Origin of the sequence: Parasphingomonas halimpatiens (genome assembly GCF_036663795.1) — a bacterium.
GTDB lineage: Bacteria > Pseudomonadota > Alphaproteobacteria > Sphingomonadales > Sphingomonadaceae > Sphingomonas.
Window position 1 is genome coordinate 1 of record NZ_JAXOJP010000006.1, and the last position, 12,982, is coordinate 12,982.

Genomic DNA, 12,982 nt, shown 5'->3' on the forward strand with positions numbered 1-12,982 from the left:
AGTCGCGTAATCGTGATCCCAGACATCTCCGCCTCCAATCCAACACTTCCGCATCGAATCAGAAAATCAACCTCTTGGGAATCCCCGCAGAGTCAGTCCTTTCGCCCGCTGGTATCAGACGATACCGAACACCCGGATCGCCTGCAGCATCACCCAGTAAAGCCCACCCGACAGCAGCATCGCCGCCGGCAGCGTCAGCACCCAGGCCATCGCCATGTTGGTGATCGTGCGGACCTGCAGCCCGGCGCGGCTCGCCACCGAGGCGCCGGCGACACCGCTCGACAGGATGTGCGTCGTCGACACCGGCAGCGCAAAGATATCGGCGGTCATGATCGTCACCGCAGCGACGATTTCGGCCGAGGCGCCCATGCCATAGGTCATGTGCGACTTGCCGATCCGCTCGCCGACCGTGACGACGATGCGCCGCCAGCCGACCATCGTGCCCAGCCCCAGCGCGATTGCCACCGCGATCTTCACCCACAAAGGAATGAAGCGCGTGCCCTGTTCGAGCTGTTTCTGATAGGTGCCGATCGCCGCCAGCTCCTGCTTCGAGAAGGTCGTCGCCGCAGCCTTGTTCTTGGTGATCAGCCTGGTGGTGTCGAGCACCAGATACATGTCGTTGCGCAGGTTTGGTGTGGCGCGCGCCGGCACCTTGCTAAGCGCGCCAAAGCCCTTGATGCGCTGGCCGAGATCGCGTGACAGCGACCCAACCGCGCCATACACCGCCGGCGCCATCGCCTCATGCGTGCGCAGCGCCTCGGTCAGCACTGCGCGCGCCGTGCCGAGATCGCCGCCCGCCGTGCCGGCATGCGCTGTGAAGGTCGTCGCCGCGCCGTTCGCGCTGGCGGCGAAGCTGGCCATCGCGCTCTCCGGCATGGTGCGGTTGAGCGCATAGGCGGTGGGGGCGCAGCCGATCAGGATCAGCATGATCAGCCCCATGCCCTTCTGCCCGTCATTGCTGCCGTGGAAGAACGACACCGCAGTGCAGGTCGCGATCAGCAGCGCGCGAATGCCGTGCGGCGGCGGCGTGTTGCCGTGCGGCTCGTCATAAAGCTTGGGGTTGCGCAGCACGGCCTTCATCAGCAGCAGCAGCGCGAACGCGCCGATAAAGCCGCATAACGGGCTGAACAGCAGCGACGAGAGGACTTTCTCGGCCTGCGACCAGTCGACGCCAGAGGTGCCGCCCTTGCTCGACGAGATCAGCTGATTGGCGAAACCGACGCCGAGGATCGACCCGATCAGCGCGTGGCTCGACGAATTGGGCAGCCCGACATACCAGGTCGCGAGGTTCCACAGGATCGCCGCGAACAGCAGCGCGAAGATCATCGCGAAGCCCGCCCCGCTGCCGACATGCAGGATCAGGTCGACCGGCAGCAGCGTGATGATCGTATAGGCAACCGCGCCGCTCGACAGCATCACGCCGAGAAAGTTGAAGAAGCCTGACCACACCACCGCGACATGCGGCGGCATCGAGTTGGTGTAGATCACCGTCGCGACGGCATTGGCGGTGTCGTGAAACCCGTTCACGAACTCGAAGCCGAGCGCGATGAGCAGCGCCAGGCCGAGAAACAGGAACACGCCCGTCGCCATCTGCTCGCCGACCTGCGCGGTGTCGAGCAGGATGCTGGCGGCGGCATAACCCAGCCCACCGATCAGAAAGGCGAGGAAAATCCAGCGTGTGAGGGGCGGAAGCGGCCGGTGGATTCCGAGCTCGCGGGGTGACACGGCCGCCGAATCGGTGGGCGTGATAATGGTTGTAGCCATGGCCCGCGGTTCTTCGCGTGCTAGCGTGACAGTCTTATGACATGGCGGGTCAAATGCCGCTCATGTTGCCACCGTTCCGCGCTAATATTGCCCGTAGCGCCCCGTCACCGACCCGAGCAGCGGCGCTGGATCATAGCCCACACCGTCCTTGAACACCGTCACCACGCGCTCGATGTCGGCGATGGTGGTCGAAGGGTCGCCGTCGACCAGCACGAGGTCGGCATTCTTGCCCGGCGCGATCGTGCCGATGCGGTCGGCGAGGCCGAGATAGGTCGCGCCGTTGAGCGTGCCGATGCGGATCGCCTCGAGCGGCGAAAAGCCGGCCTCGACCAGCAGCTCGATCGCGCGCTGGTCGCCGAAGCCGGGCAGCACTTGCCCGCCGCCGGTCGGGTCGGGCCCGGCAAGCAACAACCCGCCCGCCGCGACGAAGGCGTGTTCCAGCGCCAATTCGTTGGCCCATAGCTGCGCGCCCTGCGCGACGCGCGCAGCCGGTCGCGTCGCGCCGAGTGTGCGGACATAGAAATAGTCGGTGCGCGCCTCGGGGGTCATCAACGCAAGCTGGCGCGGCGGCAGCGTGCGGTAATGGGGCGACGAACCCTCGAACACCGGCAGCGTCGAGGTCAGCGCGACGTGCCGCTCGACCAGCAGCCGGATCAGCGCCTTGGCCGCGTCGCTTTCGGGGGTCATCGCCGCGAGCGTCGCGGCACCCGTTTCCTTCGAGCAGCGGTCGGGCGCCTTGCCGGGGTCGAGCTGGGTATTGACCCAGAAGCCGTGCTCCAGATCGTCGATTCCCAGCGTCGCCGCCTCGGGATAACTTACCGAGCAGAGATGCCCCGTCACCTTGATCCCGCGCTTGTGCGCCTCGTCGATCGCCGCGGCGAGTTCGGCGCGGGTGATGTTCATATAGGCCTTGAACGAGGTGACGCCCTGATCGGCCCAAAACGCCACGGTGCGCCGCGCGTCCTCGGCATCGCGCAGCGGGTGCATCTGCAGGAACGGGCTGCCCGCTCCCTCGAGGTACGGCCCGGTCACGTCCATATGCGGACCCGGCAGCGTGCCGGCGTCGATCGCCGCCTTCATGTTGAGGTCGCTATAGGGCTCGACGCTGCCGGTGGTGCGCAGCGTCGTGACGCCCGCCGCGAGATAGAGTCGCGGCGAGGAAAAGGCCATTTGCGGCACCATCAGCGGCGGCTCGCTGTGCCCAGCGGCGTCGAGATTGGGGCGGGCGATATAATATTGATGGTCGTGCATCCCGACGATGCCCGGCATCACGCTCTTGCCCGTTCCGTCGATCGTCACATAACCCGCCGGCACCGCGTCGCCGCCAGCCTGCACCGCCGCGATCCGGCCACCGTCGATCAGCAGCGTGCGATCGGCCTGTGCCGGCGCCCCGGTTCCGTCGATCACCCGCACATGGACCAGCGCGACCTTGCCGCCGGCAAGCTTGGCGAACGGCTTCACCGCCACGCCCGGCATAGCCGGCGGCGGCAAAATCCGCGCTACCATGTCGACCTTGCCCGGCGCCGCGCCGACCAGCATCGTCGCCGCCAGCAGCATGCCCATGGTTCGTGTCATTGCCCCGCCCCTCATGCCTGTTCCAGCACCGCCGCCATCGCCGGCATCAGCGCCATAAACGCCTTGACCGGCCGCACCATCACCCGGAAATTCGTGATCCGCCCGGCGTCGTTCCAGTGGATGATGTCGACGCCGTTGAGCGCCTTGCCGTCCAGCGTCATCGTGAATTCGAGCACCGCCGAGCGCGCGCCATGCCACTCTTCGACATAATGAAAGTCGGGCGTGCCCAGCACTTCCATCGCGGCGCGGAGATATTTCATCGTGATCGCCTTGCCGATCTGCGGCGTGTGCACCGCCGGCGACTGGAACACGCAATCCTCGTCGATCAGCGCGTCGAGGTCGGCCGGGTCGCGCCCGGTCACATAGTGATGCCATGCGGCGATCGTCGGTGGTGCGTCAGATGCGGCCGTCATCGTGCTTCTCCCCTGGGCGAAGCATAGACCGCGGCGCCGCCACCACAAGCGCGGTTGCCTCAGCCGCCGCCGTTCCCTACCTGTTCACCGATGACCCTGCCCGCCGAAACCCCGCACGAGCCGCCCTATCTCGCCGGCCTCAATCCGCCGCAGCGCGAGGCGGTGTTGACCACCGACGGGCCTGTGCTGGTGCTCGCCGGCGCCGGCACGGGCAAGACCGCGGCGCTGACCGCGCGGCTCGCGCATCTGCTGTTCACGCGCAAGGCAGCGCCGTGGGAGATTCTCAGCGTCACCTTCACCAACCGCGCCGCACGCGAGATGCGCCACCGCGTCGGGCGCATCGTCGGCGATGTCGTCGAGGGCATGCCCTGGCTCGGCACCTTCCACGCGATCGGCGCCAAGATGCTGCGCAGCCATGCCGAGCTGGTCGGCCTGCACAGCAATTTCACCATCCTCGACACCGACGACCAGCAACGCCTGATCAAGCAGCTGATCACCGCCAACGACCTCGACGAAAAACGCTGGCCGGCGCGCGCGCTGGGCGGGCTGATCGACGAGTGGAAGAACAAGGGCCTGACCCCGGCCGATGTCGATGCCGGCGAGAGCGAGCGCTACGCCAATGGCCGCGGCAAGGATCTCTATGCGCAATACCAGGCGCGCCTGATCGCGCTCAACGCGTGCGATTTCGGCGACCTGCTGCTGCACATGCTGGTCATCCTCAAGCGCGACCGCGCGGTGCTCGCCGATTATCAGCGCCGCTTCAAATATATCATGGTCGACGAATATCAGGACACCAACAGCGTCCAGTATCTCTGGCTCCGGCTGCTCGCGCAGGAGCGCAAGAACATCTGCTGCGTCGGCGACGACGACCAGTCGATCTATTCGTGGCGCGGCGCGCAGGTCGAGAACATCCTCAAGTTCGAAAAGGATTTTCCCGGCGCGAAGGTGATCCGGCTCGAGCAGAACTACCGCTCCACCCCGCACATCCTCGCCGCCGCCTCGGGCGTGATCGCCCATAATGGCGGCCGGCTCGGCAAGACGCTGTGGACCGAGCATGAGACCGGCGAGAAGGTCAAGGTGCTCGGCGTGTGGGACGGCCCCGAGGAAGCGCGCCGCATCGGCGAGGAAATCGAGAGCGTCCAGCGGAGCGGTAAAAGCCTCGACGAGATCGCCATCCTCGTCCGCGCGCAGCACCAGACGCGCGAGCTGGAAGACCGCTTCATCTCGATCGGCCTGCCCTATCGCATCGTCGGCGGCGCGCGCTTCTACGAGCGCGCCGAGATCCGCGACGCGATGGCCTATCTGCGCATCGTCAACCAGCCGGCCGACGACCTCGCCTTCGAACGCATCGTCAACGTCCCCAAGCGCGGGCTCGGCGACAAGGCGGTGCAGAAGATCCACATGCTCGCCCGTGCCGAAGGCGTGCCGCTGGCCACCGCCGCCGCGCGCATCCTCGACACCGACGAACTGACCCCGCAGGCGCGTCGCGGGCTCGGCAACCTCGTCGGCGACATCGCGCGCTGGCGCGGCATGGCGGGCAGCATGCCCCACCCCGAACTGGCGCGGCAGTTGCTCGACGAGAGCGGCTATACCGCGATGTGGCAGGCCGAAAAATCGGCCGAGGCCGCCGGTCGGCTGGAGAATCTCAGCGAACTCGTCCGCGCGATGGAGGAATATGAGAATCTCGGCGCGTTCCTCGAACATGTCAGCCTGGTGATGGACAATGAGGCGCAGGCCGACGAGGCCAAGGTGACGATCATGACGATCCACGCCGCCAAGGGGCTGGAGTTCGACACCGTGTTCCTCGCCGGCTGGGAGGAAGGGCTGTTCCCGTCGCAGCGCTCGCTCGACGAGGGCGGGCTCGCCTCGCTGGAGGAGGAACGCCGCCTCGCCTACGTTGCGATCACGCGCGCGCGTCGGCTGGCGGTGATCCTCCACGCCGCCAATCGCCGCATCTACGGCCAATGGTCGTCGAGCATCCCGAGCCGCTTCGTGGGTGAGCTGCCGGCGGCGCACATCACCAGCGAGAGCAGCATGGCCGGCGGCGAGAGCCTGTGGCGCGCCAACTGGTCCGACCGCAGCGACCCCTTTGCCGACGTCGCGCGCGGCACCGGCCGCGGCCCGGGCTGGCAACGCGCGGCGGGCAACACCGGCGTGAAGATGGGCGGCGAATGGCAGGCCCGCACCTTCACGCGCGAACCGGCCCGCGTGGTGGAAAGCCGCGCCTCGGCGGTCAGCATTGGCAACAAGGGCCGCGACGACCTCTCGGTCGGTATGCGCGTGTTCCACCAGAAATTCGGTTACGGCGAGATCGCCGAGATCGAGGGCAACAAGCTTGAAATCGATTTCGAGGCGGCGGGGCGGAAGCGGGTGATGGATAGCTTTGTCAGTTTGGGGTGACGCTTCGCCATCGATTTTCCGGGTGTCGCATCATCGGCCGAAGCACACCGCGCCCGTTTCCCTTTCGGCGGACAAGGTCGGGCACATCTCGACACGCGCCTCACGAACGTCGCTTGCTGCGGCAAGCGACCTCGTAACCGATCACGACATCTCCCGTCAGCGCGCCATCCGGGTCCGCGGGTGACGTGTTGTCGAAGTCGGGATTTTCATCGGTTTCATCCCACACCAGGCCAAAGGAAAGCATGCCGGAGCGCGATACATAGCGAAACTGGCAGTATCTGTAGCAGGCCTCGATCTCGGTCACACCGTGCCGATAATAAGTGCCATACTCGGTCGACTGCCGGTCGATCGGCGCGTCGCGATACGGGCGCCAGCCATAGCGAAAAAGCGCGCGGCGCGCCTGCAGGATGTTCATCCGGTAGATGTTCGGTACCTTCGCGCGCCCGCCACAATAAGTGGCGACCTTCGCGATTGCGGAGAAGCGCAATGTGCGCCCTGCGAGACTCAATTCGCCCAATGGCGACCCGACTTGCCAGACGTGTACCAGCAACGCCCCGCTCTCCAGCTTTTTGAGATTTCCGAAGCCGGCATGCAGACGATCTTCGCGTTGCACCACGCCGATAACGTGCGCCCCATCAAACAAGGCGAGCACGCCATTGTCCTGCAGGCATGAACGCCAGGCGCCATAGCCTTGGGCAATCGCCACCACCGTCAAATGCTTGAGCGGCGCTTCCGATATGATGTGCCACCCCAGCGATCGCGCCAGCATCCCACCGGCCGTGCGCGGAACAACGTCCTGTCGCGCGCACCAGCTGGAATCATCAAGGGAGGGCGTTGGCGCAGGCACCGAAACGGCCTTCGGCAATTGGGCGATGGCGGTAAAATGTATCTCGGGCACCGTCGAGTGCATCGGATAGCGACCCTTGCCGTCATGTGCCGGATCGAACTCCAATCCTCGTGGCGTGGGCGTTCCGCGCGCAACCGGTGCTAGCGCAGGCGCGACCCTGCGATCTCTCGCGGTCTCATTTCCCTCGGCGCCGGGGCGGCAGGCAGTCAGCATCGCGACGACCAACGCCAGAACGAGCCGGCCCCAGCGCCGGCCGTCGACAAACAGCCTCGTCATCGCCGTCCCGGCCGTCGGCCATGCCGCACGGGACATGCCACCTTGTACCAAATGGTTTGATAGCTGAGCAGCCAGTCGCTCTTGGGCTCGGTGTCCACGGTAATCGGATCGAACCCGGTCTCGACCTCGAGCCGCCCGGCCGGCGATGCGTATCGAAAGGTGCACTGTCCCGCTGAATCTTCCGCGCAACCTTCACCTTCCGGGATGTGCGCCCGGGCAAACCGCTCGAGCGTCACGTCGAGACCCCAGTGTTCGACCTTGTCCGGCTTCCATCCAGCGGCAAACAGCGTCGCGCGCGCGCGCAGGATCGGCTTGCCGTAGATATTGGGGATATGCACCCGCCCGCCGCAATAGCTGTCGACCGCCGCCATAGGGCGATAGAGCAGCCGCTTGCCGCGCAGCACGAGATCGCCACGAGGCTTCAATGGCCGGGGCGGTGCCACGCGAACCGCACCGCTTTCGAGCCTTTCCAGGCGGCCGATGCCATAGCCGTCATCGTCCTTGCGATGCAGGATGGCGATCGGCCTGTCGCCCGCGAAGATCGCGACATTGCCATCGATCTGCTTGTCGAGCGTACCCGGCAGATGCACATAACCGCGCGAAATCCCCACCGCCGTAAGCGCACCGATGCGCGCTTCCCCGACGACGATCCAGCCGAGCGCCTGCGCCACGCGCCCGCCCGGCGTGATCGGCTTTTCGATCACCATTGCCGCATTGTCGTTGCCGCAGTCGCTCAGGGCGATTGCCTGGCAGTCGACCTTGGGCAACGTATCGATCCCGATGAAGCGCGTATCCGCGATCATCGAAGCGAACGAATAAGGGTGATGCCGCGCCACGCTCGGCGTGAAGACCACCGGCGCCGGAGCGGGCTCGTCCCCGGGTGCCGTGCGCTGCGCAACGGCCGATGTCATCGGGGTCGGCGCCGCGGCATAGGTGCGATTTGCCGTCTGGCTCGGTTCCTCGCTTCGCCCGCACCCCGCGATGATCGCCAACGCCATCAACACGAACGCAGGGCCCCGCATCACTTGTCTCCCGCCCGATTCGCGCGCGGGCCGAACACGATAACAAGCCTCTGCGTCGGGAACAATGAGGGAACGCGGGCTGCCGTAGATATGCTCAGCTACCCATAACCTTACCCTGCTCTTCGCCAGGCACGGCGTGTCGGCGCCCTGTTCGAACCAGCGCTCGAGGTCCTTGTTTCGATGACAGGTACGACAAACCCTGAATCCCGTCGCTGCATTAGCGCAACCGCCTCTTTCCGATATAGTCACGAAACTAGTCAGGAGGCGCTCATGGACCGCATCAACCTCGGCGACGCCAAGGCGCATCTGAGCGAACTGGTCGATCGCGCCGAGGCGGGCGAGACGATCGATATCGTGCGGCGCGGCAAGCTGGCGGCGCGGCTGGTGCCACCTGAAAAGGCCACGAAACCGATCGATATCGCGAGCCTCAGGGCGCTGCGCGAAACGCAACCCTATCAGGAGGAATCCGGCGCCGATCTGGTGCGGGAGATGCGTGACAGTCGCTATTGATGACCTATCTCGACACCTCCGTCGTCATCGCCCTGCTGACGCGGGAGGCGCATAGCGAGCGCGCCGAGACGTGGCTTGCTCGGCACGATCAAACGCCGCTCTACATCAGCGCCTGGGTCATCACCGAAGTGTCGAGCGCGCTCTCGATCAAGGTGCGCTCGGGGATCCTCACGCCCGCGTTGCGGGCGACGATCCTGGCGGGCTGGCACAGGTCGAGCGCAGAAAATTTCGTGTCATTGCCGATCACGTCGGGGCATTTCGAGACCGCCGCGACTTTTGCCGATCGCCATGAAAGCGGCCTTGGGGCAGGCGATGCGCTTCACCTCGCCATCGCCAGCGACGCGGGATGCGCGGTTGCGACCTTTGACCGCGTCATCGCTGCCGCTGCACTTTCGGTCGGTGTCCCGCTCGCCCCGCTCTAACAGGCGACGTCGCCGATGGCGGCATCCGGTGAGCCGCTAGGCCACGACCTCCCCCTGCTCGTCACCATCACAATAATGCACATGCTCGGCATGGACCTTGATCAGCGTCAGGCCCGGGGTGTCGGTGCCCTGTTCGAACCAGCGGTCGAGGTCCTTGTTCCAATGCTGCTCGAACGCCGCCTTGTCGCGGATCAGTTCGGCGGTGCCGGCAACCGCGATGAACACCGGCGGCTTGCCAAGCAGGCCGCTATTGCCGTGCAGCGTCATCCCGACCTTGGGATGGCGCGCGATGTCGGCGACGACCTGCGTGTCGCCCAGCGCGAAGAAGAAGCTGTCGCCGTCGAAATCGACGTCGCGATTGTTGCTCATCGGCCGCGCCGCCAGTCCGCCGTCGGCGGCCACCGTCGTCAGCAGCGTGAAATCGATGTCGCGCATCGTTTCGGCGAGGTCGGCCAGGGTCTTTGTCATTGATCTGTCTCCGCAATTTCCTGCGGTACGTACCGTTCGGGCGTCGCTTCGGTTCCCATGCCCTTTGGGGAAGACCGCCGCCGCGGCGCGCGCGCCCGTACGCACAATTGCGGATACCGACTCTCCGCCTGGAGCGCGACGATGAGGCCGCGCGGTTGCCCCGTCCGCGCGCACAGGGAGAGCCGCCGTGACCGCCGACCAGCAAGACCGTAGCGACCCGATCACCCCGTCGCCCGCACTGGCATCCGATCCGCTCGCTGCCATGGAGGCGCTCGGCGAGGCCGCGCTCGAACCGTGGCAATATGGTCTCGCGCTCGGCACCGCCTGGTGGAACGCCGCGATCGGCCTGTGGTGGCCGTTACCGCCGGTGCCACATCACCATGCCGAAACCGTGCCGCCCGAGCTCGAACGCGACGAGCCGGCGCTGTTTGCCTGATGCCGACGCGTCGCACGTTTCTGGCGACGGCCGGCGTCGCGGCGCTCGCGCCGCTGTCGCTCGCCCGCGCCGCGCTGCCGTTGCCCGCGCTCGGGCGGCTGGTCACCTTGCCGGTACGCTCGGCGCTGCTCGCGCCGCGCCCGGTGTTCGTCTGGCTGCCCGACGGCTATGACCACAATCAGCGCCGCTATCCCGTGCTCTACATGCATGATGGCGAGACGCTGTTCGCCGATGCGCCGTCCGGCGCGGTCGCCGCGCCGGGGATCGACGAGCATGTCGATGGCCTCGCCTTCGCCGGCGCGATCCGCATGCCGATCATCGTCGCGATCGGTGCCTCGCCGATGCGCGCGCGTGAACTGCTCCCCGCCGCGCCCGTCACGCTGATGCCCGGCGATACCCGCGCCACGCTGGAACGAGGGATCGGCGGCGCGCCGCTGTCCGACGCCTACCTCCACTTAGTCACCAGCGAGCTGAAGCCGCTGATCGACCGGCACTTCCGCACCCTGCCCAGCCCCGCCGACACCGCGATCCTCGGCACTGGGCTGGCCGGGCTCGTCTCGCTCTATGCGCTGACGCAATATCCGCAGGTTTTCGGCAGCGCCGGTTGCCTGTCGGCGCGCACGCCGCTGGTCGCGCCCGCGTCCGACGGGAACAGCGCGGCGGGCGAACAGGCGACGCTGCGCTATCTGCGTCAGGCCCTGCCGCGCGCCGGCGCGCACCGGCTCTATGTCGATTATGGCGATATCGCGCGCGACCCGGCCGGCCGCGCGCTGCACGACATCGTGCCCGAGGCGGCACGGGCCCGGGGCTATGTCGAAGGCGTCGATCTGGTCAGCACGGCGCGAAACGGTGCAGCCGATAACGCAAGACAGCGTATAGACCGCACCGACGCCGCGCTCACGCTGCTGTTGCAGGGGCCGTGCCCGCCCCGCGAAGGACGTTTCGATTGAAGCATCGCCTGTTGCCCCGGCCGCGTCACGCTACCGCACCCCGACCCACCGCCCTGGTCGCCGCCGCCCTGCTGGCCTGCTCCGGCCCCGCCGCCGCGCAGACGCTCACCGTGCCACCCGCCACGGTGCAACAAATCCCCGCGCCATCGGCCACACCCCAGCCGGCGCCCGAGGTCGGGCCGCTCAACAGCGGCACCGTGCTCGACGCGGTCAAGCGGCTCAAGCCCGGCGAGTTCATCTGGGCGCCACAGGTCGCGCCCGCCGGGCCGACCCTGCTGATCGTCAATATCGCGACACAGCGCGCGGTACTCTACCGCAACAGCCTGCCGATCGCGGTCACCACGGTCTCGACCGGACGGCCCGGCCATCTCACCCCGACCGGGGTGTTCACCATCCTGCAAAAGGAGGTGACGCATTTCTCGAGCATCTACGACAGCGCGCCGATGCCCTATATGCAGCGCCTGACCTGGGGCGGCGTCGCGCTGCATGGCGGCCAGTTGCCGGGCTATCCCGCGTCGCATGGCTGTATCCGCCTGCCCAAGGCCTTCGCCAAATTGCTCTACGGCGAGACGCGTCTCGGCATGACGGTGATGGTCGTGCGCAGCGACCTGTTGCCGATCGTCGCCCCGGTGCTCGCGCCACTGGGTGACGCCGGCACGGTCTCGGCACCACCGACGCCCTATCTCTGGCACCCCGAAATCGCACCGACCGGCCCGGTGTCGATCATCGTCAGTTCGACCGACCAGCGCGTGCTGGTGCTGCGCAACGGCAAGCTGATCGGCTCGGCCGCGGCACTTTTCGACGCCCCGCTCACCCGGCCATGGCTGTTCGTGCTGCAGTCGGCCGACGCCGCCGGTCAGCACTGGACGCGGCTCGCACTGCCCGGTCAGGATGACGACCTGACCACCAAGCCAAGCCCGGAGACGCTGCACGTCGCCGAGCCGTTCAAGGCGCTCGTCGCGCCGGTGCTCACGCCGGGCACGACGGTGATTCTCACCCCCGACGCGTTGAACGCCGACGGGCCGGTGCCGCTCGCCGGATTGATGCAAAGCGAATAAGGTTCCGCGCTTATGCGGTCGACGGGGCGCCGAACACGGCGAACCGAGTGCGTATCGCTAACCTGATTCTTACCATCGACACTATATGATAAGGGTACGGTTCGGCTCGAAATAATATGCCCGACCGCGACGCTGGAGCACGGGGCAAATGCAGCACGACGCGATGCGAGATGGGGTAACGGAGCGTTTCGACGCCGGCGCATCGCGCCGCAAATTCTTCAAGATCGGTGCCGGCGTGGCCGCAACCGCGATTTCTGCAGCGGTGCTTCCGACCGCAGCGCAAGCCCAGTTTGCCCCCGAGCCAGCTTATCCGCGCGGGCTGAAACCCGCTTTGCTCCGCCAGGCACTGGCGGCACTCAATCGCCTCGGCAGCGCCATTCCTTTTCATGATCGCATCGCGGTCGCCGATTTCAATGCCCCCTCGTCGCAGCCGCGCCTCCATCTCATCGACCTGCCGAGCGGGGCGACCACCGCGCTGCTCGTCGCGCATGGCAGCGGCTCCGATCCCGAGCATAGCGGCTGGCTGCAACGCTTCTCGAACGATCCCGGCTCCTATGCCTCGTCGGAAGGCGCGTTTCTCGCGTCGGAATATTATGTCGGCAAGCATGGCCAGTCGCAGCGCCTGATCGGGCTTGGCCCGACCAACGACAATGCTCTGTCGCGCGCCATCGTCATTCATTCGGCCTGGTACGCCAATCCCGATATGCTGCAGACGCACGGCCAGCTCGGCCGCAGCGAAGGCTGTTTCGCCGTCGGCGACGCCGATCTGGCGCAGGTGTTCGAGCGGCTCGGGCCGGGGCGGATGCTCTACTCCGCCAAGGTCTGACGGACGGCCTGACGG

13 protein-coding genes are annotated in these 12,982 nt (G+C 66.7%); 7 read left to right on the forward strand and 6 right to left on the reverse strand.

Annotated features, from left to right (window positions below):
• Window positions 1–114: 114 nt before the first annotated feature.
• The 3 genes from U1839_RS08100 to U1839_RS08110 all read right to left on the reverse strand — a co-directional run bounded on the left by U1839_RS08100 (window position 115) and on the right by U1839_RS08110 (window position 3,752).
• Window positions 115–1,764 (reverse strand): inorganic phosphate transporter, encoded by a 1,650-nt coding sequence (locus U1839_RS08100; RefSeq protein ID WP_332803157.1) that lies wholly within the window; start codon window positions 1,762–1,764, stop codon window positions 115–117.
• Between the two features lie 81 nt (window positions 1,765–1,845).
• Window positions 1,846–3,339 (reverse strand): amidohydrolase family protein, encoded by a 1,494-nt coding sequence (locus U1839_RS08105; protein WP_332803158.1) that lies wholly within the window; start codon window positions 3,337–3,339, stop codon window positions 1,846–1,848.
• Between the two features lie 11 nt (window positions 3,340–3,350).
• Window positions 3,351–3,752, reverse strand: coding sequence for a nuclear transport factor 2 family protein (locus U1839_RS08110; protein WP_332803159.1), 402 nt, complete (start codon window positions 3,750–3,752; stop codon window positions 3,351–3,353).
• Between the two features lie 90 nt (window positions 3,753–3,842).
• Here U1839_RS08110 and U1839_RS08115 point away from each other — a divergent pair, with 90 nt between their 5' ends.
• On the forward strand, window positions 3,843–6,152 hold the full coding sequence (locus U1839_RS08115; RefSeq protein WP_332803160.1) for an ATP-dependent helicase: 2,310 nt from the start codon (window positions 3,843–3,845) through the stop codon (window positions 6,150–6,152).
• Between the two features lie 100 nt (window positions 6,153–6,252).
• On the opposite strand, the gene U1839_RS08120 is transcribed toward U1839_RS08115, so the two are convergent.
• Entirely contained in the window at window positions 6,253–7,275 is a 1,023-nt protein-coding gene (locus U1839_RS08120) for a hypothetical protein (protein ID WP_332803161.1), read from the reverse strand.
• Complete coding sequence (locus U1839_RS08125) at window positions 7,272–8,297, reverse strand: hypothetical protein (RefSeq protein ID WP_332803162.1); 1,026 nt, start codon at window positions 8,295–8,297, stop codon at window positions 7,272–7,274. The genes U1839_RS08120 and U1839_RS08125 overlap by 4 nt, the downstream gene beginning before the upstream one ends.
• 270 nt (window positions 8,298–8,567) lie before the next feature.
• On the opposite strand from U1839_RS08125, the gene U1839_RS08130 reads away from it, so the two are divergent.
• Both U1839_RS08130 and U1839_RS08135 read left to right on the forward strand, forming a co-directional pair.
• Window positions 8,568–8,807 (forward strand): type II toxin-antitoxin system Phd/YefM family antitoxin, encoded by a 240-nt coding sequence (locus tag U1839_RS08130; protein WP_332803163.1) that lies wholly within the window; start codon window positions 8,568–8,570, stop codon window positions 8,805–8,807.
• Window positions 8,807–9,229 (forward strand): type II toxin-antitoxin system VapC family toxin, encoded by a 423-nt coding sequence (locus U1839_RS08135; protein ID WP_332803164.1) that lies wholly within the window; start codon window positions 8,807–8,809, stop codon window positions 9,227–9,229. Before U1839_RS08130 ends, U1839_RS08135 begins: the two co-directional genes overlap by 1 nt.
• A gap of 36 nt (window positions 9,230–9,265) precedes the next feature.
• Here U1839_RS08135 and U1839_RS08140 read toward each other — a convergent pair whose 3' ends face one another.
• A complete protein-coding gene (locus tag U1839_RS08140; RefSeq protein ID WP_332803165.1) occupies window positions 9,266–9,697 on the reverse strand; it encodes a pyridoxamine 5'-phosphate oxidase family protein in 432 nt (143 codons plus the stop codon).
• Window positions 9,698–9,884: 187 nt separating this feature from the next.
• Between U1839_RS08140 and U1839_RS08145 the strand changes: the two genes are divergently transcribed.
• The 4 genes from U1839_RS08145 (at window position 9,885) to U1839_RS08160 (ending at window position 12,967) form a co-directional block, all read left to right on the forward strand.
• On the forward strand, window positions 9,885–10,133 hold the full coding sequence (locus tag U1839_RS08145) for a hypothetical protein (protein ID WP_332803166.1): 249 nt from the start codon (window positions 9,885–9,887) through the stop codon (window positions 10,131–10,133).
• On the forward strand, window positions 10,133–11,083 hold the full coding sequence (locus U1839_RS08150; RefSeq protein ID WP_332803167.1) for an alpha/beta hydrolase: 951 nt from the start codon (window positions 10,133–10,135) through the stop codon (window positions 11,081–11,083). Before U1839_RS08145 ends, U1839_RS08150 begins: the two co-directional genes overlap by 1 nt.
• Window positions 11,080–12,141, forward strand: coding sequence for a L,D-transpeptidase family protein (locus U1839_RS08155; protein ID WP_332803168.1), 1,062 nt, complete (start codon window positions 11,080–11,082; stop codon window positions 12,139–12,141). The genes U1839_RS08150 and U1839_RS08155 overlap by 4 nt, the downstream gene beginning before the upstream one ends.
• Before the next feature lie 148 nt (window positions 12,142–12,289).
• Window positions 12,290–12,967, forward strand: coding sequence for a murein L,D-transpeptidase catalytic domain family protein (locus U1839_RS08160; protein ID WP_332803169.1), 678 nt, complete (start codon window positions 12,290–12,292; stop codon window positions 12,965–12,967).
• Window positions 12,968–12,982: the final 15 nt, after the last annotated feature.